General features: G+C 68.7%; 23 protein-coding genes and 1 tRNA gene. 11 read left to right on the top strand and 13 right to left on the bottom strand.

Features of this window, described 5'->3' with window-relative positions:
• Nucleotides 1–8: 8 nt before the first annotated feature.
• The 3 genes from ACLNEE_RS06335 to queA all read left to right on the top strand — a co-directional run bounded on the left by ACLNEE_RS06335 (nt 9) and on the right by queA (nt 3,150).
• On the top strand, nt 9–452 hold the full coding sequence (locus tag ACLNEE_RS06335; RefSeq protein ID WP_411421691.1) for a YlqD family protein: 444 nt from the start codon (nt 9–11) through the stop codon (nt 450–452).
• Between the two features lie 76 nt (nt 453–528).
• Nucleotides 529–1,896, top strand: coding sequence for a dihydrolipoamide acetyltransferase family protein (locus tag ACLNEE_RS06330; protein ID WP_411421744.1), 1,368 nt, complete (start codon nt 529–531; stop codon nt 1,894–1,896).
• A gap of 84 nt (nt 1,897–1,980) precedes the next feature.
• Entirely contained in the window at nt 1,981–3,150 is a 1,170-nt protein-coding gene (queA, locus tag ACLNEE_RS06325) for a tRNA preQ1(34) S-adenosylmethionine ribosyltransferase-isomerase QueA (protein WP_411421692.1), read from the top strand.
• Between the two features lie 100 nt (nt 3,151–3,250).
• Here the strand turns inward: queA and ACLNEE_RS06320 are convergent, their stop codons facing one another.
• The 3 genes from ACLNEE_RS06320 to ACLNEE_RS06310 form a co-directional block, all read right to left on the bottom strand.
• Nucleotides 3,251–3,850, bottom strand: a complete 600-nt coding sequence (locus tag ACLNEE_RS06320; RefSeq protein ID WP_411421693.1) for a superoxide dismutase — start codon at nt 3,848–3,850, stop codon at nt 3,251–3,253.
• A 107-nt stretch (nt 3,851–3,957) separates the two neighbouring features.
• Nucleotides 3,958–4,584, bottom strand: coding sequence for an FKBP-type peptidyl-prolyl cis-trans isomerase (locus ACLNEE_RS06315; protein WP_411421694.1), 627 nt, complete (start codon nt 4,582–4,584; stop codon nt 3,958–3,960).
• Between the two features lie 28 nt (nt 4,585–4,612).
• A complete protein-coding gene (locus tag ACLNEE_RS06310) occupies nt 4,613–4,951 on the bottom strand; it encodes a phasin family protein (RefSeq protein ID WP_411421695.1) in 339 nt (112 codons plus the stop codon).
• A 52-nt stretch (nt 4,952–5,003) separates the two neighbouring features.
• Here ACLNEE_RS06310 and ACLNEE_RS06305 point away from each other — a divergent pair, with 52 nt between their 5' ends.
• A complete protein-coding gene (locus ACLNEE_RS06305) occupies nt 5,004–6,599 on the top strand; it encodes an apolipoprotein N-acyltransferase (protein ID WP_411421696.1) in 1,596 nt (531 codons plus the stop codon).
• A 181-nt stretch (nt 6,600–6,780) separates the two neighbouring features.
• Here the strand turns inward: ACLNEE_RS06305 and ACLNEE_RS06300 are convergent, their stop codons facing one another.
• The 3 genes from ACLNEE_RS06300 to pdxH form a co-directional block, all read right to left on the bottom strand.
• Nucleotides 6,781–7,353: a peroxiredoxin gene (locus ACLNEE_RS06300; RefSeq protein ID WP_411421697.1), complete on the bottom strand. Its 573-nt coding sequence runs from the start codon at nt 7,351–7,353 to the stop codon at nt 6,781–6,783.
• A 212-nt stretch (nt 7,354–7,565) separates the two neighbouring features.
• Entirely contained in the window at nt 7,566–8,003 is a 438-nt protein-coding gene (locus ACLNEE_RS06295; protein ID WP_412006908.1) for a hypothetical protein, read from the bottom strand.
• Nucleotides 8,004–8,134: 131 nt separating this feature from the next.
• On the bottom strand, nt 8,135–8,803 hold the full coding sequence (gene pdxH / locus ACLNEE_RS06290) for a pyridoxamine 5'-phosphate oxidase (protein WP_411421699.1): 669 nt from the start codon (nt 8,801–8,803) through the stop codon (nt 8,135–8,137).
• Nucleotides 8,804–8,937: 134 nt separating this feature from the next.
• Between pdxH and ACLNEE_RS06285 the strand changes: the two genes are divergently transcribed.
• Nucleotides 8,938–9,378 carry a DUF1499 domain-containing protein gene (locus ACLNEE_RS06285; RefSeq protein ID WP_412006907.1) on the top strand — a complete coding sequence of 147 codons (441 nt, stop codon included), beginning with the start codon at nt 8,938–8,940 and terminating at the stop codon, nt 9,376–9,378.
• On the opposite strand, the gene ACLNEE_RS06280 is transcribed toward ACLNEE_RS06285, so the two are convergent.
• Complete coding sequence (locus ACLNEE_RS06280; RefSeq protein WP_412006906.1) at nt 9,354–9,767, bottom strand: Crp/Fnr family transcriptional regulator; 414 nt, start codon at nt 9,765–9,767, stop codon at nt 9,354–9,356. The two genes, ACLNEE_RS06285 and ACLNEE_RS06280, sit on opposite strands and share 25 nt — an antisense overlap.
• Nucleotides 9,768–9,936: 169 nt before the next feature.
• Between ACLNEE_RS06280 and ACLNEE_RS06275 the strand changes: the two genes are divergently transcribed.
• Nucleotides 9,937–10,473 (top strand): cytochrome b/b6 domain-containing protein, encoded by a 537-nt coding sequence (locus ACLNEE_RS06275; RefSeq protein WP_411421745.1) that lies wholly within the window; start codon nt 9,937–9,939, stop codon nt 10,471–10,473.
• 1,144 nt (nt 10,474–11,617) lie between these two features.
• Here the strand turns inward: ACLNEE_RS06275 and ACLNEE_RS06270 are convergent.
• Nucleotides 11,618–11,690: transfer RNA gene (locus ACLNEE_RS06270), tRNA-Ala, on the bottom strand.
• A gap of 128 nt (nt 11,691–11,818) precedes the next feature.
• Nucleotides 11,819–12,430: a transcriptional repressor LexA gene (gene lexA / locus ACLNEE_RS06265; RefSeq protein ID WP_412006905.1), complete on the bottom strand. Its 612-nt coding sequence runs from the start codon at nt 12,428–12,430 to the stop codon at nt 11,819–11,821.
• Between the two features lie 426 nt (nt 12,431–12,856).
• Between lexA and ACLNEE_RS06260 the strand changes: the two genes are divergently transcribed.
• The gene (locus tag ACLNEE_RS06260; RefSeq protein WP_411421703.1) at nt 12,857–13,561 is read left to right on the top strand and encodes an HD domain-containing protein; all 705 of its coding nucleotides are present in this window, start codon (nt 12,857–12,859) and stop codon (nt 13,559–13,561) included.
• A gap of 218 nt (nt 13,562–13,779) precedes the next feature.
• Here ACLNEE_RS06260 and ACLNEE_RS06255 read toward each other — a convergent pair whose 3' ends face one another.
• On the bottom strand, nt 13,780–14,049 hold the full coding sequence (locus tag ACLNEE_RS06255) for a type 2 periplasmic-binding domain-containing protein (RefSeq protein WP_412006904.1): 270 nt from the start codon (nt 14,047–14,049) through the stop codon (nt 13,780–13,782).
• On the opposite strand from ACLNEE_RS06255, the gene ACLNEE_RS06250 reads away from it, so the two are divergent.
• On the top strand, nt 14,048–15,475 hold the full coding sequence (locus ACLNEE_RS06250; protein ID WP_412006903.1) for a hypothetical protein: 1,428 nt from the start codon (nt 14,048–14,050) through the stop codon (nt 15,473–15,475). The two genes, ACLNEE_RS06255 and ACLNEE_RS06250, sit on opposite strands and share 2 nt — an antisense overlap.
• Nucleotides 15,476–15,531: 56 nt before the next feature.
• On the opposite strand, the gene argF is transcribed toward ACLNEE_RS06250, so the two are convergent.
• Nucleotides 15,532–16,503, bottom strand: coding sequence for an ornithine carbamoyltransferase (gene argF, locus ACLNEE_RS06245; RefSeq protein WP_411421707.1), 972 nt, complete (start codon nt 16,501–16,503; stop codon nt 15,532–15,534).
• A gap of 54 nt (nt 16,504–16,557) precedes the next feature.
• On the bottom strand, nt 16,558–18,438 hold the full coding sequence (gene ftsH, locus ACLNEE_RS06240) for an ATP-dependent zinc metalloprotease FtsH (protein ID WP_411421708.1): 1,881 nt from the start codon (nt 18,436–18,438) through the stop codon (nt 16,558–16,560).
• Between the two features lie 99 nt (nt 18,439–18,537).
• Between ftsH and ACLNEE_RS06235 the strand changes: the two genes are divergently transcribed.
• Genes ACLNEE_RS06235 through ACLNEE_RS06225 form a run of 3 tightly spaced genes read left to right on the top strand, consistent with a single transcriptional unit; the run spans nt 18,538 to nt 20,002 of the window.
• Entirely contained in the window at nt 18,538–19,209 is a 672-nt protein-coding gene (locus tag ACLNEE_RS06235) for an SOS response-associated peptidase (RefSeq protein ID WP_411421709.1), read from the top strand.
• Nucleotides 19,206–19,451: a Nif11-like leader peptide family RiPP precursor gene (locus ACLNEE_RS06230; RefSeq protein WP_411421710.1), complete on the top strand. Its 246-nt coding sequence runs from the start codon at nt 19,206–19,208 to the stop codon at nt 19,449–19,451. The genes ACLNEE_RS06235 and ACLNEE_RS06230 overlap by 4 nt, the downstream gene beginning before the upstream one ends.
• A 17-nt stretch (nt 19,452–19,468) precedes the next feature.
• The gene (locus ACLNEE_RS06225) at nt 19,469–20,002 is read left to right on the top strand and encodes a DUF427 domain-containing protein (RefSeq protein WP_411421711.1); all 534 of its coding nucleotides are present in this window, start codon (nt 19,469–19,471) and stop codon (nt 20,000–20,002) included.
• A gap of 31 nt (nt 20,003–20,033) precedes the next feature.
• On the opposite strand, the gene ribD is transcribed toward ACLNEE_RS06225, so the two are convergent.
• Entirely contained in the window at nt 20,034–21,098 is a 1,065-nt protein-coding gene (gene ribD / locus ACLNEE_RS06220) for a bifunctional diaminohydroxyphosphoribosylaminopyrimidine deaminase/5-amino-6-(5-phosphoribosylamino)uracil reductase RibD (protein ID WP_459382400.1), read from the bottom strand.
• Between the last annotated feature and the right edge of the window lies 1 nt (nt 21,099).

Here is a 21,099-nt window from a genome sequence, read left to right as displayed (position 1 = left end):
CATTCCGCATGGCCAACGGCAGCCTTTCGATCAAACGCTCGATCACGGTGCGGGCCGTGGTGACCCCGCGCTGGAAGGAGGATGCCGAACGGGAACTGGGCAATGCCCTGGCCGGCAGTGACGGCCAGCTGGCCCAGCTGGAGCAGGAGGGGCAGCAGCTGATCGACGAGATCCGCCGACAGAGCGCCAATCCACTCGATCCGCGGGTGCAGGACCAGGTGGCTTCGGTGCAGCAGCAGGTGGCCGCCAAGCGCGCCGAGCTGGAGGAGCAGAAGCGCCAGATCCTCGAGCAGCAGCGCCAGGTGCGTGAGCTGGAGATGGAGCAGATCGTCGAGCAGGGGCAGCTCGAGAGCTTCTGCGAGGTGCAGGTGGGTGACAACCTCGTGGAGAAGCTCCAGGCCGCGGTCCTGGTGCGGGATGGGGTGATCGAGGCGATCGAAGGCACGCTCTGAGGCTGCCGGCGAGAAGGGGCCTCGTAAAATCCGCCCACTTGCGCGGCGGACTCCGTTGGCCACCCACGAAATCTTCATGCCCGCCCTCTCCTCCACCATGACGGAGGGCAAGATCGTGGAGTGGCTCAAGCAGCCTGGCGACCGGGTCGAGCGCGGTGAATCGGTGCTCGTGGTGGAGAGCGACAAGGCCGACATGGACGTGGAGGCTTTCCAGGAAGGCTTTCTCGCCGCCGTGCTGATGCCGGCCGGCGGCACCGCTCCCGTCGGCGAGACCATCGGGCTGATCGTGGAGAGCGAGGCGGAGATCGCCGAGGCGGCCGCCAAGGCGCCCACACCGGCGGCCGCTGCCGCACCGGCTGCTTCGACCCCGGCCCCGGCAGCCCCGGCTCCAGCCGTTGCTGCACCTCCGGCTGCGGCGCCTGTCGCCCCCGCCACGCCGGCAGCCCCGGCTCCCGTTGCCGCCCCGGCTGCGGTGGTCGCCCCGGCTGCCGTGGTCGCCCCAGCCTCGACCGCCAGCGGCCGGGTGGTGGCCTCCCCCCGGGCGCGGAAACTCGCCGGCCAGCTGGGCGTGGATCTCGGTGCCCTGCGCGGCAGCGGCCCCCACGGCCGCATCCAGGCTGAGGACGTGCTCGCCGCCACCGGTCAGCCGATCAGCGTGCCGCGGGTGGCCGAGGGCAGTGGTCCGGCCGTCGCTGCGGCCGCGGCCCTCGCCGCTGGCACGGCGGCTCCGGCTCCTTCCCCCGCTGGCCAGGCCTTTGGCCGTCCTGGGGAGGCCGTGAGCTTCAACACCCTCCAGAACGCGGTCAACCGCACCATGCTGGCCAGCCTGGCGGTGCCCTGCTTCCGGGTGGGCTACACGATCACCACCACCAGGCTGGATGCCTTCTACAAGCAGGTGAAGGGCAAGGGCGTCACGATGACGGCCCTGCTGGCCAAGGCTGTGGCCGTCACCCTGGCCCGCCATCCCCAGGTGAATGCCGCCACCAGTGGCGACGGCAGCGCCATGGTCTACCCGGCTGCCGTGAACGTGGCGGTGGCCGTGGCCATGGAGGACGGCGGCCTGATCACGCCGGTGCTGGCCAACGCTGACCGCACCGACATCTATGCCCTGGCCCGCTCCTGGGCCGATCTGGTGGCCCGGGCCCGCAGCAAGCAGCTGCAGCCTGAGGAGTACAGCACCGGTACGTTCACCCTCTCGAATCTGGGCATGTTCGGCGTCGACCGTTTCGACGCGATCCTTCCCCCGGGGACCGGAGCCATCCTGGCCGTTGCGGCGTCGCGGCCCTGCGTGGTGGCCGGCAAGGACGGATCGCTGCGGGTGGCCAACCAGATGCAGGTGAACCTCACCTGCGACCATCGCACGATCTACGGGGCCCATGCCGCCGCCTTCCTCAAGGACCTGGCGCAGCTGATCGAGACCGACCCCGAAAGCCTGGCCCTCTGAGCCGGGCCGCTCCGGCAGCCGGTTCATCCGGCCGTCGGTGCGCTAGTACGGGCCAGCCTGATCCGCCTTTCCGGCCAGCTGCGGGTGCCGAGCGACTGCGACCACTTCCCTTCACCAGCCGATTCACCAGCGGATGCGGCCGATCCCGAGGACCTGAGGCTCTCGAGCTACGCCTTTCCCCTCCCGCCCGAGCGGATCGCCCAGCGGCCCGTGGAGCCACGGCATGCCGCCCGCCTCCTGGTGGTGGACGCCCAGGAGGGGTCGCACCACCGGCAGGTCTGGGACCTGCAGGAGGCGCTGCGGCCCGGGGATCTGCTGGTGGTCAACGACACCCGGGTGCTGCGGGCTCGGCTCCAGGCTCGCCGCCCCTCGGGGGGGGCGGTGGAGCTGCTGGTGATCGAACCGTGGGGGGGTGGGACGACCCCGGGCCAGTGGCTCTGTCTCGCCCGGCCGGGCAAGCGGCTCCACCCTGGCGATGGCCTGGAGGTGGTGGCGGAGGGGCAACCGCCCCTGCCCGTCACGGTGGTGGCGCGGGACCAGGAGACGGGGGGGCGGGTGATCCAGTTCCCGGCCGCGTGCGTGGATGCGGCGGCGCTCGAGCCGCTGCTGCTGCGCTACGGGGCCATCCCCCTGCCCCCCTACATCCACGCGCACGACGCCAGTGACAACGACCGCTACCAGACCCGCTATGCCTCCCGTCCCGGGGCCGTGGCCGCTCCCACGGCCGGGCTGCACCTGAGCGATGAGCTGCTCGCCGCGATCCGCCGCCGCGGCGTCGAGATCGCCACCACCACCCTGCACGTGGGGCTGGGCACCTTCCGGCCAGTGGAGACGGAAGACCTGCGCGACCTCGAACTCCACAGCGAGTGGGTGGAGGTGAGTGAGGCGCTGGTGGCGGCGGTGCAGGCCTGCCGGGCCCGGGGCGGGCGGGTGATCGCCATCGGCACCACCAGCGTGCGCAGCCTGGAGGGGGTGGCGGCGCTCCACGACGGGGAGTTGCGGCCCTTCACAGGGCCGGTGAACCTGGTGATCCAGCCGGGCTTCCGCTTTGCGGTGGTGCAGGGCCTGCTCACCAACTTCCACCTGCCCAGGAGCTCGCTGCTGCTGCTGGTGAGCGCGCTGATCGGGCGGCAGCGGCTGCTGGCGCTCTACGCCGAGGCGATCGAACGGGAGTACCGCTTCTTCTCCTATGGCGATGCGATGTGGATCGCCCCCGAGGCGGTGCTGCCGCAGGCGCGGGATGCCCGAACCTGAGGGCGAGAGCTCCCCGCCCAGGCCCATGAAAAAGCCCCCGCTGCAGCGGGGGCCGGCTGGTCCGAGGGACCAAGCCTTCCAGGAGGCCTTCAGGCGGATTTCAGGCAGCGGCCAGGTTGGCGGCCACGAAGTCCCAGTTCACCAGCTTCTCGAGGTAGGTGGTGATGTAGTCGGGGCGGCGGTTCTGGTAGTCGAGGTAGTAGGCGTGCTCCCACACATCCATGGTGAGCAGGGCCGTCTGGCCATGGGCCAGGGGCAGGTCGGCGTTGCCGGTCTTGGTCACCTTGAGGGTGCCGCCATCGAGCACCAGCCAGGCCCAGCCGCTGCCGAACTGGGTGGCGCCGGCCGTCTTGAACTGCTCCACGAAGGCTTCGAAGCTGCCGAAATCGGCATTGATCTTCTCGGCCAGGGCGCCGTCGGGTTGACCGCCACCGCCGGGCTTCATGCACTGCCAGTAGAAGCTGTGGTTCCACACCTGGGCGGCGTTGTTGAACACACCGGCCTTGGCTGCGTCACCGGCCACCGCGGTGATGGTCTCCTCCAGGCTCTTGCCTTCGAGGTCGGTGCCCTCCACCAGCTTGTTCAGGTTGGTGACGTAGGCGTTGTGGTGCTTGCCGTGATGGAACTCGAGGGTCTGGCGGGAGATATGGGGCTCGAGCGCATCGAGGCCGTAGGGCAGCGCGGGCAGCGTATGGGCCATGGATGTGATTGACGTGCTGAATGATGCCCGCCGGTGTGCCCGACGGATGGGGGGATCCTAACGATCGCTACAGATTCCCTGGTTCGGAGCTCGGTTCGGCGCCTGCCTCAGCGGCCGATCCCGAGCAGCTCCACTTCGAAGATCAGGGTGGCGTTCGGGGGAATCACCCCACCGGCGCCGCGCTCGCCGTAGGCCAGGTCGGGGGGGATCACGAGCTTGCGCTTGCCGCCCACCTGCATGCCGGCGACGCCCTCATCCCATCCCTTGATCACGCGGCCGGCACCCAGGGGGAAGGAGAAGGGGCCACGCCCGTAGCTGCTGTCGAATTCCTTGCCGTTTTCGAGGGTGCCCCGGTAGTTGACCGACACGCTCTGCCCGGCCGTGGCTTCCGGCCCGTCGCCGACCACCAGGTCGGTGATGCGCAGGCCGCTGGCGCTTACCCGCTCCTTGGGGGCGCTCATGTCCCCACCGAGGGCACTGGCCTGGGCGATTTCAGGAGAGGACTCGGGGGCCATGGCGAACAGGGTGGGGTTGGGGTCGTCGGGATCGAGCTCGAAGCTGAAGGCCGCGCTGGCCTCAGCGGCAGAGCGCTGGGCCGCGGCGGCGCTCATGGAGGCCGGCTGGGTGTCGCCGGGCCCGGCAGCCGCGACGATGGTGGGGCTCACCAGCTGGCTGATCAGGGCCAGCAGGAGACAGGCCACGCACACCGTGGATGAGATCAGGATGTCGCGCATGGCGGCCCGGAATGCCGCCTGATTCTGCCTACTCGCCGGGGGCGTCGACGGAACGCTGCCGCTGGGCCTGCTCCAGCCGGTCGATCCGGCCGCGCAGCTCGTCGAGTTCCCGCTGGAGCGGGATGCCCAGGTCCTGGAGCAGCTGGTCGCGGTTGCGCTCGAGCTGCCGTCCGGCCTGTTCCTCCAGCCCTGGGGTCTCGCCACGCAGGGCCTTGAGCACATCCTCCACCAAGGCGGAGGCGTGGCTCGGATCCAGCTTGCCGCTGCGTACCCACTCCTGGCTCACGTAGCGCAGGCGATCGGTCACCAGGGAGGTGGTGCCCAGTCCGCGCAGCAGGAGCTGTTGCAGGGGGTTCGAGGAGTCCATCGGGACGGCGATCCGGCTGTTTCAACCTTGGCGCTTCCTACCCTTTCTGGCCATGGCGGTCGAGGGTCGGTTGGGTCGCTCGTCGGATCGCTCCTCGGATCGCTCCTCGGATCCCACCGATCGGCTCGCGGGCGGCCTGGGGTGGGCCTGGCTCAGGCCAGGCGTCGCCGGACTGGCCGGCGGGTTGGCCCTGCCGCCGCTGGGATGCCCGCCGTTGCTCTGGCTCGCCCTCGCCCTGCTGTGGGCCGCGGCCGCCGGCCCCGCCCCGGCCCGGGCCGGGGCGCTCTGGGGCGGGCTGGCGGTGCTGGTGAGTCACCGCTGGCTGCTGGGTCTCCACCCGCTGGACTGGATCGGCGTGCCGCTGCCGCTCAGCCTGCCGCTCTGCTGGCTGCTCCTGCTCAGCTGCGCCGGGTTGGGGGCTGGGCTGGTGGCCCTGTGGTGCCGGCTGGCCGCCCGCCTGGATGGCCGCAGATTCAGCACCGCGGTGCTGCTGGCCTGCAGCTGGGGGTGCGTGGAGGTGCTGCTGGCCCAGGGCCCGCTGTTCTGGATGGGGCTCGGGGCGTCGGCCCTGCCGCAGGATCCTCCACTGGCGGCCCTGGCCGCCCTGGGGGGGGGCGGTCTGGTGGCTGCGGTGCAGCTGCTGCTGGGTTGGGGGCTCTGGCGGCTGGCCGTCGCCCCGCAGCGCCGCCGCGCTATCGCGGCCTGGGTGCTGGCGGTCGTGCTCCTGCATGCCGGTGGAGCCTGGTGGCTCGCCCGTGGGGTCCTGCCGCAGGGTGCCGGAGAGCGGGTCCTGGTGCTGCAGCCGGGCATCCCCACCCGGGAGAAATTCAGCGGGGCCTCACGGCAGCGCCTCGATCGGCTGCTGGCTCTGGCCCTGCAGCGCGCCCAGGACCTGGAGGCGGATGCGGTGCTGCTGCCGGAGGGAGCCCTCGGTCTCGAGCCCGTGCTGGAGGCCCCGGCGCCCGTGGAGCTGCTCAGCGGTGGCTTCCGCTGGCAGCAGGGTGAAGAGGGACAGGAGCAGCGCAGTGCCCTGCTGCGTTTCCCGGTCGGGGCGACCCAGCCGCAGTCCGCCGTGGACAAGCACCGTCTGGTGCCGCTGGGCGAATGGGTGCCGCTGGCGGGCCTGGTGCGCTGGAGTGGCCTCTCGGCGGTGGGCGGCCTCGAGCCGGGTGCCGCCTCCCGCTTGCTGGCGAGGCCGGCCGGGGCGGTGGGGGTGGCCATCTGTTACGAGCTGTCCGATGGTGCCGCCCTGGCGGCTGCCAGCCGCGACGGCGCGACCTGGCTGTTGGCCACGGCCAACCTCGACCCCTACCCGTTGCTGCTGCAGCGGCAGTTCGAGGCGCTGTCCAGGCTGCGGGCGCTCGAGACGGGCCGCTGGCTGGTCAGTTCGGCCAACACCGGCCCCAGCCTGCTGGTGAGTCCCCGCGGAGCGGTGATCGCCCGGCTGGCGCCCGGGGGTGCCTCCATGGGCCTGTTCCCGCTGGGTCAGAGCAGCGGAGACACCGGCTATGTCCGCTGGGGCGAGGCTCCGCTCTGGCTGGCCATCGTGCTGGCGGGCCTGCTGCGCTGGCGCGGCCGGGGGCCTGGTCGGCCCCCCGGCCTTGCGGGGTTCAACCGACGAACTGAAGAGCCACCTCCACGAGGGTGAAGCCGAGCAGTCCGGCGAGGGCGAGCAGTGAGCCGGATCCGGTCATCAGAAATGTCTCCCTTGGCGGGAGCCTGGGGTCGTTGGACGAGATTCTGACGAAATCCTTAAGGCCGGGGTCGTAGCGACGGTCACCGAGGGGTGAATCGTTACGCCGGCTCCGCCGGAGGCGGGCCTGGATCGTTCACCCCTCGAAGGCCTGGCGCGGTGCGGAGACGCCGGTGGGCTCGCTCCCCTTGAGGTAGGCCAGCATCGTGTCGGCGTCCGAAACCTCGAAGGGGTCGATCGGGCAGTTGTCGCCGAAGTCGGGCTCGAGGAAGATCTTCTCGATCCGGCCGTCGTTCACGAGCATCGAGTAGCGCCAGGAGCGCAGGCCGAAGCCCAGGTTCGACTTGTCCACGAGCATCCCCATCTTGCGGGTGAACTCCCCGTTCCCATCGGGCAGCAGGAAGACGCGGCTCGCTCCCACGTGCTTGCCCCACTGGAACATCACGAAAGCGTCATTGACCGAGAGGCAGATGATCTGGTCGACGCCGAGGGCGCGGAACTCGTCGTAGAGCTCCTCGTAGCGGGGCAGGTGGTTGGAGGAGCAGGTGGGGGTGAAGGCTCCGGGAAGGGAGAACAGCACCACCTTTCTGCCCTTGAAGATCTCGTCGCTGCTGAGGTCCTGCCAGCGGAACGGGTTCGGTCCGGGAACGGATTCATCGCGCACCCGGGTCTTGAAGGTGACGTCGGGGACGCGGTCGATGACGGCCATGGTTGCGGAGTGACGCGAGGGACTGCGATGGGGACACGGCGGTCGGGGCCAGCCGGAGCCGGGCGGGAGCGCGGCCGTGACACTTATCCATAATGACTCCGCTTTGCAATAGGCGCCAATGGGTGAAAGTGCTCATCGCCGTGCCCTGGTGGGGCTCCGGGGTGTCTGCCGGGCGGGTCGCGGAACTCCCCCTCCGGCACGCCCTCTGAACCTCAGCGCAGCTGGCGCCACCAGCGCCACCCCTCCACGTTGATCAGCACGCCGAACACCGTCAGCGCCACCATCAGCACGATCTGGTCGAGCCGGGCATCCGGGATGAGGATGTCGGCCAGGAGGTGGGGGATGTTGGTCACGGTGTACACGACACTGAACCAGAAGTGCACCCTCCGCCAGCGGCGCCAGGGTCGGCCCGGATCCGCCGAGCTGGTCGCGTAGGCGATCAGCACCAGGGCGATCAGGGGCAGCAGGAAGTAGGCGAGCATCGTGCCGAACAGCAGCGGCAACTGGCTCGCGGGAACGTGGCTGTGAATTTCCGCTGACTGGCCGTGAAACAGCGGCATCAGGCCGAGGTCCACGTGGAAGAGCATCGCCAGCAGCCAGGCGAGCCAGAGGACGATCAGGCGAAGGGCATGGTCGATGGGGGCCGACATCACCGCGGGGTGCAGCTCCCTCCAGGTTGGCTTCGGCGCAGGCCCCTGGCTGCGGGGGTTCCATCCCGCCCCCGTCCCAGGTCCCCGCTCCCCGGTCCCAGGCCCCGTACCAAGAGGGGGTGCTGGAGGGCTCAGGGCGCCAGCCGCTCGATGGTCCACCGATCAGCCTCGGGCTGGTCAGTGCCGCGCCGGTAGAGGAAGCGATCGTGCAGACGGTTCTCGCGACCCTGCCAGAACTCGAACGCCTCGGGCACGACCCGGAACCCTCCCCAGGCGGGGGGGAGCGGCACCTCGCCGTGGGCAAAGCGCCGCTGAATGTGATCCCACTGCATCTCGAGGATGCGGCGGGAGCTGATCACCGCACTCTGCTGGGAGACCCAGGCGCCCAGGCGGCTGCCGATCGGGCGGGAGATGAAATAGGCCAGCGACTCGGCCGCGGAGATCCGCTCGGCGAGGCCCTCGATCGCCACCTGTCGCTCCAGCGGATACCAGGGGAACAACAGGCTTACGCCCGGGTGCTCGGCGATCTGGCGGGCCTTGCGGCTGCCGTAGTTGGTGAAGAACACGAAGCCGCGGGCATCGAAAGCCTTCAGCAGCACCGTGCGGGAACTGGGACGCTGGCCGTCACTGGTGGAGAGCACCATCGCGTTGGGTTCGGGCAGTTCCGCCGTCCTGGCCTGCTCAAACCAGGTGCGGAACTGCTCCACCGGATCGCTGGCCAGATCAGCGCGGCGCAGACCCCCACGGCGGTACTCCCGCCGCAGGGCGGCGAGGGGGGAATCGGCGCTGGGGTCCGTCATCGGGAAGGGGGCGCTCGGCGCCAAGCCGTTGTGGTGCCGTTGCCGGCCCGCAGCGGACGCGGTCCGCCAACGTACCTAGCTTGAAACCAAGGCGGTGTCAGCCCCACGGCCTGCCCGACGCCATGATCGCTCTGATGCACCAGCTGCTGCACCACCTGCTGCGCCATGGGGTCCTGGTCGTCAGCCTCGCCCTGTTCCACCTGGTGGGCCCGGTGCCTGCGGAGCTCGGCGTGGACCAGGGCGCCCTGGCGGCATGTTCCTCGCCGGCCCATTGCGCCCGGGTGGACTGGCCGGTGGCCGATCCGGAGCATGCGCTTGCCGCCCTGCTGCCTGCGCTCACGGCGATGCCCCGGGTGGAGGTGGTGGAGCAGGGGCCGGGCTACGTCCATGCCACAGCCACCAGTGCCCTGTTCGGCTTCGTCGATGATCTGGAGTTGTACGCCGACGGGCGGCGCGGGCTGCTGCAGGCTCGCTCCGTGTCGCGTCTGGGGGATTCCGATCTGGGGGTGAATGCCCGGCGACTGGCCCAGCTCCAGCAGCTGCTGGAGGATCAGATGCCCATGCTGGCCACCTGATCCTGAAGGCGTCGTTTGAGATCCCGCAGCCGTGCGCCCAGCGACTGGAGCATCTCCAGGGCGAACATCGGCGTCTCCTGAACGGCGAACAGAAATTCCTGCTGGTTCATCACCACCAGCTGGCCATCGCTCAGCGCCGTGGCCGTGCCGAAGCGACGCTGCTGAGGATCGAGGAAGGCGCCGATGCCGAAGGTCTGGCCGGGGCCCATGGTTTCGCTCATGCCGCCGGCGTTCCATTCGAGCTGCACGGAACCCTCCAGCACCCCGTAGAGGCAGTCGCCGGGGTCTCCGCTGCGGAAGATCACCTGGCCCTTCTGGATCGCCATCACGGGACGGTTGTGGGCGATGGCCTGGATCGTTGCCAGGGCGTTGCTGGACGTGAGATGCATGGACTCCGGAGTGGAGGCTTGGGGCACATGGACCCCAGGGAGAGGGAAGCCCATGCTGATGCCTGGCACCAGCTTGCCAACGGCTGGTTAAGAGACGCCTCAGCACCGCGCTTGCCTGTCAGGGCGTCAGCTCCACTACAACAGGCCACAGCTGGATCGGCGCGTGGCGATGCCACCTGTGAGCCCCTATCAACCCTCCCTGCTGCGGCTGTTGCATGGCGCGATGGTCGTGCTTGTGCCTCTGTGCTGGCTGAGTGGCTTCGTGGTGTACTCCAACCAGGACGGCCGCTGGGGTCGCCTGGCCTGGGTGATCCCCGGTGAGTGGATCGACATCCACGGCACGTTCGGCGTGCTGCTCTGGCCCCTGGCCCTGCTGTTTGCCCTCTATGCCCTCAGCCTGGGACGTTCACGGCTGCGCCAGGCGGCCAATGCTGCCGCCCTGATCGCTCTGGTGCTGGCTGTGGGGAGCGGCAAGCTCATGAACGAAGCATGGTTGCGTTCGGGCCAGCTCGATCACCTCGTGTACGGCGCACACCTCACGGCCTGGCTGTTGATCGCGGCAGTCGTGATCTGGCACCTGACCGCAGTGCTGCGGCGCGGCGGACGGGCGCTGGCCAGCTCCATGCTCCAGCTGCAGGTGCGCGCCAATGACCAACCGCGCCATTGGCCCTCACAGGTGAAGACCTGGTTCCAACGTCGGGCCTGAGGCTGCCGCAGGGGCTCAGGCCGCCAACCTCGATGGGGGCGGCAACCTACGCCGAGCTCCGCACCGCGGCAAGGGCGATGGATGGGGTGGGCTCTGGGTAGATGAACACAACAAAGCCCGGAAGCGTTGGCCCCGGGCCGTTGTTGGCTCAGCCGCGGTACCCGCGAGGACATCGGGGCGCACCTGGGCGTTGGATTGGCGTGGATAAAGGCTGATCGTCAGATCAGATGGTTTTCAGTTGTGGTCGGAGCTGCCGGCGCTGGCACCTGGGGCCAGGTGTCGAGTGGGATGTTCCGTTGGGTCCGGGGCACCTGAGGCAGAGCCGTGAACGGTGCAATGGACGGCGACATGGCGACACGCCAGGAACATCAGAGATCCGTCGAGAGTGTTGGAGCAGGGGCCGGATCGTCAGCGCGCTCCTGTTGGCTGCTCAGGGGGGGTGTCTTCCATCAATGGAGCCTCCGAATCCCGTTGAAACCACCATGGATCCGACCGCCGCAGCCCACAAGGGCTGAGCTGGGATCGACACCGCTCTTCATGGGCGGCAATGGCTGTTCATGAAGGGGCCTTCACGGTGTGGCGTCCCCCGCAGCGTTCTCCCAATGGAAGGGGTGCGGTGTGATGGCGATGGCCTTGGAGTTCTCCATGAGACGGGGCAGTTGGCTTCTCGGGTTCCCGGTCGCTCGTGGGTTGAAGGGTTCTGCTTCAGAGCACCAGGGCCTGATCGGGGTTGAGGGGATTGCTGGCGAGGAGCTGGGGGTTGAGGGTGTCTGGGCTGTTGGAGCCGTTGGGCTGCTGAGACGCCAGCTCAGCCGGGTCCCTCGGTCTTTTGGGGAGAGGGGTGCTGATGGAGGGGGGGCGTGGACAGCCCCGGCGATGGCTGGCACAAGGTCCCCCGCCTGCAAACTGTCGTCACCAAGCGGGTGGTGGCTTTCCTGGAAGCAGCAGGCCCTTATTGCGGGAGTTCGCAGGCTCCTTGAGACAACAGCACAACCAAAAAGAAGCGTTGCGCAGGGAAAGGATTGGCCGCGTTGATTGAGATTCTGGATGGATCGGTATGAGCGCCCACTTCTGAGCCGATTTCCGAATATTTGTGGAGTAGATCAGCCATGTCACAGCTAGGAATGTGACATGGCTCTCAATATGGAGCCAAGGAGACTCGAACTCCTGACCCCCTGCATGCCATGCAGGTGCTCTACCAGCTGAGCTATGGCCCCAAGGTGACGCTGGGCGGGATGAACGCTGGTCGTTCAGCCGGTGGCCCGAAGGCCTTGCCTGGCGCTGGAAGAGCTTACAACGTGGGGGTCCCCCTGGCGGCCTGGCGCCATCACGCCGGCGAAGCGGCTCAGATCTGTCGCCACACCGCCACGAGCTTGCCCTGCACCGTGACCTGGTCCGCAGGGACCACGAGAGGCGGGTAGGCGGGATTGGCGGCTTCCAGCGTCACCATGGCGCCCTTGCGGTGAAAGTGTTTCAGGGTGGTCCCGCTGCCGGGGACCAGGGCGCTCACGATCGTGCCCGGCTTCAGCCGGGAGGGGTCGCTGACCGGCTCCAGCAGCACCACATCGCCATCGGCGATGTGGGCATCGACCATCGAATCCCCATTCACGGTGAGCGCGAACAGCCCACGGGTCTCGAGCACTGGGGCGATGTCCAGACGCTCCTCAAGGTCGTCGAAGGTCTCCACCAGGCCGCCGGCGGCGACGGCTCCCAGCAGCGGAATGGAGGGTGCCACGGCCTCGGCGGCGGCACCGAGGAGCTGCAGGGTGCGGGCCTGCCCCTCCTGCCAGGTGAGCCAGCCCTTCTGCTGCAGGTGGCGCAAGCGGCTCTGGATGGGTGCGGGTGAACGCAGACCCATCGCTTCCATCATCTGGCGGATCGAGGGGCTGTGGCGGTGGGTGCCGATGTAGTCGGCCAGCCAGTCGAAGAGCTCCTGCTGGGCGGAGGTCAGGGGCAACGGCTGGGACTGAGGCTTTGGCACCGGCAGCGGGAGGCAGTGATACAGATGTACCGCCGCCACGGCGCTTTGTCCAGCCCCGGCTCGGTCGCTGGCCGGCGGGATGGGGCGGGGCCTGGTTCCGATGGATCACTGCACGCTTTGGCGCGAACGTGGAGGCGTGGCTTCAACCATGAAGACGTGATTGAGCTGCGATGAAGAGGGGATCAACGGTCCTTCGGTGGATCCTCCCTTAGCTGAATCTTGCGCAACTTTGGGGCGCGGCCTGCATCTCTTGATGCAGGCCCACCAGGCGCGATGCATCAGACCATGCTTCGGGAGCTGCGACTGGCCCATACACTTGAATCACGGATCGGCGGGGCAGGATCAGACCCGCATCAGACGGGCTTTAGATCGGTATCAGACCGGCAGTTTCGCGCTCGAGGTGTGCACCATCCCCTGATCACCCCCCGCTACGGCGAAGCCCTGCAGTGGGCCGTGGAACTGCATGGCGACCAGCTCCGTCCCGGGAAGCGGGTGCCCTATCTGTCGCACGTCATCGCCGTGAGCTCCCTGGTCTGGGAGGACGGTGGCAACGAGGACCAGGCCATCGCCGGTCTGCTGCACGATGCGATCGAGGATGCGGGCCAGAGTCGCGCGTCGATTGCCCATCGCTACGGCGATGCCGTGGCGGACATCGTGCAGCACTGCACCGACCCGGGCAAACACGACACCGATGGCCAGCTCGCCACCTGGTTCCGCTGGAAGACCCGTTACCTCGCCGGCCTCGCTCACAAGCCCGAAGCTTCGCTGCTGGTGACGGCGGCGGACAAGGCCCACAACGCCCAGGATCACCTGCTCGATGCCCGCCGCGATCCAGCCCACTGGCAGCACTGCCGCGCGGGTCTGGAGGCTTCGGCCTGGTACTTCCAGCGCTTGGAGCAGGTGCTGGGGCAGCGTCTGCCGGGCAGCCGTTCGGTGGAACGGCTGGGTCAGGCCGTGGAAGGCCTGATCAAGCTGCCCGACTTGCACGAGGTGCTTCCTTCAGGGACAGATCCCATGGACTGGGCTCTGGCGTATGAACGGCGGCTGAACCAGGCCATCGCCGATCAGGCCCAGTTGCAGCAGGGGGCGGCAGCATCAGGGACCTGAGCGACGCCCGGCTCTGCGGAAGCTGTCTCCTGCCGACTGGCTTGACTCCTGGCAGGCAGGCTGTTGTGGGCCATCGAAACTTGCGACGCCGGGTTTCATCAACACGTTTGCTCAGTGCTTCATCGCAATCCAGGCCGGCAGACAGGTCGCCTCCGAAGGATGGGCCAAGAATGTGCTTGTCATTCACATGGATCAAGAGGGGGCTCGAGAGCGGTTTGTCAGCTCCTGCCAGCTCCTGACTGAGCCGACTTGATCGAAGGGCGCACTGGAATGCCGTCCTTGCTGGCGAGCACCAGGGCCTTGAGCCTTCTGGTGTTGGCCTTGACATAGGCAAAGCCGCCATATTCCGTGGAGCCGGGCTGGCTGGCGACACATCGGAGGATCACGGTGTCGTCTTCCCTGGCCTCCTTGAAACAGTCAGAGGGGCCGGAGTCCGCTCCAGGTCCGCACAGTTGCAGAGGCTTCTCCGGCCAGTCGATGTTGACCATGGTTCCATGGCTGCACCCTGGCGGTGATGCTGCTGGTCCTGTCGCTGGCGGGGTTCGCCACCACCGTGTGGGCCTCGAAGGCGAGCGCAAGCGCCATGAACGTCATACCGTTCTTGGCACAGTTCTGCAGTTCTGCAGTTCTGCAGTTCTGCAGTTCGGCTGTGCGGATCGGGCGGGAGGCTTTGGCGATCGGAATCGTTCCCTGGCAGAAGTCCCGAAGGCCGCCAGTAGTGCCCACCGCGCTGAGGTCAATCTTCAGGTTGCGTCACCCTTGCGTGCCGGCGTAGCGCGCGATGGCTTTCTCGATCACCGGGAAGACCGTGCCCGAGCGGCTGATCCGGATGCTTGCCTTCGGGGGGCTGTGACGAACACCCGGTGGGCCCGCCATCATGACGTTCCATTGCTCGAGCTGCGTCTTGACCCGATCGCTTTGAGAATAAAGATCAGGGAGAGTTCTGGCGGCTCAGCGGCGGCTGTCTCAAGGGTTTGCGGTAGGCCCGCGCATCCGAAAGGGAGAGACATCATGGCAACGGTGTTCACGTTGGATGGCATCAATCAGGAGCTGCTGCTCGGCACCCCTGGGGATGATCTGGTTCAGGACAGCGCGACAAGGCGTGGAGTCTGGAACGGGAGCCGAGGGATCATTCGTCTGCTCAAGGGAAACGACCGCATCCGCAGCCGCTCGTTCATCCAGATTCGCGGGGAGACCGCCCTGGGCCCGGGCCGTGATCTGATCACCGGCCAGACCGTCATGTCCCTGCTGGCCGTGGGCGATCTGAACGGCAAGGTGGACATGGGGCCCGGAGCCGACACGATCGGTCTGAAGGGAGGAAGGCTGATCGTGGGTGAAGACAGCACGTTGGCCCTCGGCGATGGCGATGACCGGATCCTCGCCAGAGACATCAGCCTGATCGGGGGTGTGCTGGATGCCGGCATGGGCAAGGATCGCATCATCTGCGGCGGGATGCTCAGCGCCCAGCTGAGTGCCTTGGACATGGGAGATGGGGATGACGCATTGCGGGTGCGGGGCGGCATGGTGCTGGGTGATGGCAGTGTCACGATGGGCAGAAACAATGACACCGTGAATGTGCTTCAGGGCGGCCTTGATCTGTTCAATTCCTCTGCCAACACGTTGAATCTCGGCCCTGGGGATGATCGTTTCATCGGTTTTGCCGTCATTCCCGATCCCGAGCAGGAAACTGCCCCAGGAGGATTGCTCCGAGGCGGGCGTGGCAACGACACGGTCGTGTTGCCTGAGGGGGTCTACCGGGTGAGCCGCTTCCGCATCAGCACTCCGGAAACCTTTCTCCCCTTGAGGAGTATCGAGGCTCTGGAAGGCATCAACGGCGGCCGTTTCTCCTATGCCCCCGGCATCCTCACCGTCGACAGCAGCGGCATCGCCTCCTTCGCCGCCGCGCTGGTCTGACGCCTGCTGATTCTGCCTTCGCAACCTGCGATCGGGCGCGGGGGGCGCTCCCCGCCTCAGCCGGTGCCCAGCAGCGCCACCAGCAGGGCCTGCTGGGCGTGGAGGCGGTTCTCCGCCTGATCGAAGATGCGGCTGGCGCTGCCCTCCATGGCTCCAGCGCTGATCTCCTTGCCGCGGTAGGCGGGGAGGCAGTGGAGCACGATCGCGCGGCTGTCGGCCTCGGCGATCAGCTCTTCATTGAGGCACCAGCCGGCGAAGGCGGCATCGCGGGAGTCCTTCTCGTCTTCCTGGCCCATCGAGGCCCACACATCCGTGTAGAGGGCATGGGCGCCGCGCACGGCCGCCACCGGTTCGTGGTGCACCTCCACCCCACAGCCCCGTTCTGCCGCGATCGCCTGGGACCGTTCCAGCACACCGGCATCGGGCTCGAAACCCACCGGGCAGCCGATCCGCACGTTCACCCCCAGCAGGGCGCCGCAGAGCATCAGCGAGTGGGCCACGTTGTTGCCATCACCCACGTAGCTGAGGGTGAGGCCGGCCAGGTCGTCCGGTCCCCCACCGAAGGCCTCCTGCAGGGTGAGGTAGTCGGCCAGGGCCTGGCAGGGATGCTCCAGGTCGGTGAGGGCGTTGATCACCGGCACCGTCGCCCAGTGGGCGTAGTCGTCCAGTTCGTCCTGGCCGAACGTGCGGATGGCCAGGGCGTCCACGTAGCGGCTCAGCACCCGGGCGGTGTCGGCCACGGGCTCGCCCCGGCCCACCTGGGTCACCTGGGGGTTCAGGTCGATGGTCTGGCCCCCCAGGCGCGCCATCGCCACCGTGAAGCTCGTGCGGGTACGGGTGGAGGCCTTGCTGAAGATCAGCCCCAGCACCTTGCCGCCCAGATCGAAGCGTTGGTCGCCCTGCTTGAGGCGGGACGCCAGCTCAAGCAGGGCTGCGGTCTGGGCGGAGGTGAGATCCGCGGAAGAGAGAAGGTCGCGGCCGCAGAGGGGGGCCAGCGTGGCGTCGAGAGGGATGGGCTGGCTGGCCATGGGGCCCGTCTCAAAGAACCCTTATCGGAGATCGCCTGCCCCCCAGTCAAGGGGTCATGCCAGGGCCCGGGCTTCCTCCGGCATGACGCTCTCGCCCAGCAGGTCGCGCAGGTTGTCGCCCTCGATCACCTCCTTCTCGAGGATCTGCTGGGCGATGCTCTCGAGCAGGGAGCGGTTGTGGCGGAGGATGGCCAGGGCCCGGTCGTGGGCCCGGTCCACCAGGGAGCGCACTTCCTTGTCGATCGCCTGGGCCGTGGCATCGCTGACGACGCGGCGGGGGTTGCTGGGACCGCCGAGGAAGCGGCTGCCGCCCTGCTTGTCGTAGGCGAGGGGGCCGAGTGTGTCGCTCATCCCGTAGGTGCCCACCATCTGTTCGGCGATGTCGGTGGCCCGCTGCAGGTCGTTGGCGGCGCCGGTGGTGACCTCACCGAAGACGATCTCCTCGGCACTGCGGCCGCCGAGCAGGGTCGCGATCTGGCCCTCGAGGTCCTCCTTGGAGTTCAGGAAGCGCTCCTCGGTGGGGAGCTGGAGGGTGTAACCGAGGGCGCTCATGCCGCGGGGCACGATCGAGATCTTCGCCACCTTGGCGCCCCCGGGCATGAGGTGGCCCACGATGGCGTGGCCCACCTCGTGGTAAGCCACCACCTTTTTCTCATCCGGCTGGAGCACGCGGCTCTTCTTCTCCAGACCGGCCACCACCCGCTCGATCGCTTCATTCAGGTCGCCCTGCTCCACGGTGGTGCGGTAGGCCCGGGCAGCCAGCAGGGCCGCCTCGTTGACCAGATTGGCCAGGTCGGCGCCGGCGAAGCCCGCCGTGGCCTGGGCAATGCGGTCGAGGTCGACCCCATCGGCCAGCTTCACTTTCTTGGCGTAGATGTCGAGAATGGTGCGGCGGCCGGAGAGATCGGGACGGTCGACCAGTACCTGCCGGTCGAAGCGGCCGGGCCGCAGCAGGGCGGCATCGAGGGTTTCGGGCTGGTTGGTGGCCGCCAGGACGATCACCGGCTTGTCCTGGGCGCTGAAGCCATCCATTTCGGTGAGCAGCTGGTTGAGGGTCTGCTCCCGCTCGTCGTTGCCGCCCACCACGCCCATCGAACCGGAACGGCTCTTGCCGATGGCATCGAGTTCGTCAATGAAGATGATGCAAGGGGCCTTCTTCTTGGCCTCTTCGAACAGATCACGCACGCGGGCCGCACCGGCGCCCACGAACAGCTCCACGAATTCCGAGCCTGAAATGATGAAGAAGGGCACGCTGGCCTCACCGGCCACAGCCTTGGAGAGCAGGGTCTTGCCGGTGCCGGGAGGCCCGACCAGCAGCACACCCTTGGGGATGCGGGCGCCGATGGCGGCGTAGCGCTCGGGGGTCTTGAGGAAGTCGACGATCTCGGTGAGTTCGGTCTTGGCCTCATCCACACCGGCCACATCGGCGAAGGTGACCCGGGATTCCTCATCCGGCACGTACACCTTGGCCTTGCTCTTGGTGAAGCTCAGGGCTCCCTGGGCGCCGCCCATGCCGCTGCGGCGGGCGAAGAACTGGAGCACCAGGATGAAGATCAGGGGCGGCACCACCCAGCTCAGCAGCGTGGTGAAGAAGTTCGGTTTCTGGGGCGGCGCTGCGGCGAACTCCACGCCGTGCTGTTCGAGCCGCTGGGGCAGCTCCATGTCGAAGATCGGTGTGGTGGCCAGCACCGTGGGAGCCCCTTCCGCCGGGGGCTCCTTGAGTTCGTAGCGGATCTGCTCCTGGGTGATGTAGGCGCGCTTGACGCCGTCATCGTTCACCTGATCAATGAACAGGGAGTAGGGCACCCGGGGCACCTGGGCATTGCCGTTGGGCAGGAAGTTGCTGAACAGGAGCAGCACGCCGACGCCGATCAGGATCAGGTTGATCAGGCCGAAGCGCCGCGTGGGCCGGTTGTCGTCCTGGCGGATCGGCATGGGGCGGCAGCCAAAGGTGGTCCCAAACTAGGTCTGGCCAGATCGGCGCCGTTTCCGCCCGGGGGTGGGAGAACCGATCCTCACCGGCAGACTGGGCCCATGTGCGGCCGCTATTCCCTCACCAGTCCGCTCGATCGCCTGCTGCCCCGCCTGGACGGGCCCCTGCCCGCAGGACTGCTCCAGCATTACGCCCCCCGGCCCCTGATCCGCCCGGGCGAGCCGGTGCTTCTGCTGCGCCGGGAGCACGGCCGCAGCCACGCCGATCTGGCCCTCTGGGGGCTGCTGCCCGCCTGGGTCAAGGACCCTGCCGGCCACGCCCGACCGATCAACGCCCGCGCCGAGACCGTGGCGCAGAAGGCCAGTTTCCGGGGACCGTGGCGCCATCACCGCTGCCTGATCCCCGCCGATGCCTTCTATGAGAAGGGGCACCACATCCGCCGCTGTGATGGGGCTCCGTTCTGGCTGGCGGGGCTGTGGGAGCGGTGGATCGGCGCCGACGGCACGGAGCTCGACACCTGCTGCGTGCTCACCACCGCCGCCAACCGGTTGATCGCCCCGCTCCATGACCGCATGCCCGTGCTGATCCCGGATGGGTTGGAGGATCCCTGGCTCTCGCCCTGCGATGGCCCGGCACTGCGGGCCCTGGAGCCACTCCTGCAGCCGTGGGATGACCAGGGCTGGCTGGTCGAGCCCGTGTCGAAGCCGCCGGCCGCGCCCCCGCCACCGTCAGACCAACCGTTAGACCAGAAGCAGATGGAGCTGCGCTGGTGAGCCTCGAGCAACTGGATGCCTTTCTGGCTGAGGCCCGCCAGCGTCAACCCCTGGCCGCCAGGCTGGCTGAACCGCTGGAACTGGTGGACTTCCTCGACCTCGCCCGGGGCGCCGGCTATGCCGTCGAGGAGGCCGATGTGATCGCCGCCCAGCAGCGCCAGGAATCCCGGCTCAGCGACGCGGAGCTGCAGCGTCGGGCCGGACAGGAGGCCAGGCGGCTGCGCCACTTCATCAACGCCTGAGGGGCCGCGGGCATCCCATGGTCGATCCAGTGCCAGGCCGCCAGGACGCCCCCGGGCCAGCCCGGCACCCCCTGGAGCGCGTGGCCGACTACCCCCGTCCTCCCGCCCTGGTGGCTTTCGATCGGCCCGTGCGCGTCGAAGCACTCGGGCAGCTGCTGGCCCTCTCCGACCGCTCCCTCTGGGTGAAGGAAACCTTCCATCCCCCCACGGTCTACCTGCCTCCGGACGCCCTGCGCCAGGAGCTGCTCAGCCCCGCCGCCGGCCATTCCTACTGCGAGTGGAAGGGTGTCGCCAGCTACTGGGATGTGGTGGTGGCGCCCGGTGGTGGCGAGGAGCGCCGGCTGCGCCGGGCACTCTGGAGCTATCCCCACCCCAGCCCCGCCTATGCCCCCCTGGCCGGCTGGTTCTCGCTCTATCCGGGCCTGATGGACGGCTGCTGGGTGGATGGCGTGGCGGTGGTGCCCCAGCCCGGGGGCTTCTATGGCGGCTGGATCCTGCCCTGGCACCAGGGTCCGTTCAAGGGCGATCCGGCGCACCCGGAGCTGGTCTGAGCGTGGGGCTGGCAAGCGGTCGGGCTCCCGCTCAGTTCTGGGGTGCCTTCAGCTGCCAGAGCAGGTCTGGCCCGAGGCCGCGGGGCGGGGTTGCCTGCCAGGCGGGCACCTGCTCCATGCTGGTGAAGCCGAGATCCCCCAGGGGGGTGCGGGCCGGGGTGCCGCCCATCAGTTTCGGCGCGATCACGGCGGCCACCTGCTGCACGCATCCCTGGGCGAGGGCCGCGGCGGCCAGGTCGGGGCCGCATTCCCACAGCACCTGGTTGCAGCCCCGCGCCGCGAGCCGCTCCAGCAGCGCCAGGGGTTCGCAGGTCTCGAGCACCAGCCGCTCCACGCCGCGCTGATCCAGCTGGAAGCGGCGCCGGGCCGGCGCGCCGAAGCCATGGGCCACCAGCGTGGGGGCGGTGGCGCTCTGCCAGAGCCTGGCATCGGCGGGAAGGTCGAGGCTGCGGCTGAGCACCACCCGCAGCGGTTCGGGATCCCGCCGGCCGCGGGAGGTGAGCAGGGGATCGTCCGCACGGAGGGTCCCACCGCCGACGATCACCGCATCGCAGCTGGCCCGCAGGCCATGCACCCAGTCCCGGGCCTGCTGGCCGCTGATCCACTGGCTGGCGCCGTTCCCGAGGGCGGTGCGTCCATCGGCCCCCATCGCCCATTTGAGGATCCCCAGCGGTCGGCCGTGGCGAATCCGGTGCACAAAGGCCCGGTTGAGCTCCTGGGCCTCAGCCGTGGCGACGCCCTCGATCACCTCCAGACCGGCCTGCCGCAGCCGCGCGAGGCCCCCCCCGCCCACCAGGGGGTTCGGGTCGCCCATCGCCACCACCACCCGGCTGATGCCCGCGTCGATGAGGGCCTCGGTGCAGGGTGGGGTCCGGCCGTGGTGGCAGCAGGGCTCCAGGGTCACCACCGCGGTCCCCCCCCGGGCCCGCTGGCCGGCCTGGGCCAGGGCCCCCACCTCCGCATGGGCGGTACCGGCCCTGGCGTGGAAGCCTTCGCCCACGAGCCGGCCCTCCGCATCCAGCACCACACAGCCCACCAGCGGGTTGGGGCTGGTGCGGCCGCAGCCCAGCGCCGCCAGCTGCAGGGCCCGTTCCATC

This window comes from Aphanothece stagnina RSMan2012 (assembly GCF_046764815.1).
GTDB lineage: Bacteria > Cyanobacteriota > Cyanobacteriia > PCC-6307 > Cyanobiaceae > NIES-981.
Note: the sequence above shows the minus strand (reverse complement) of the source record. Positions and strands in the feature narration are given on the sequence as shown.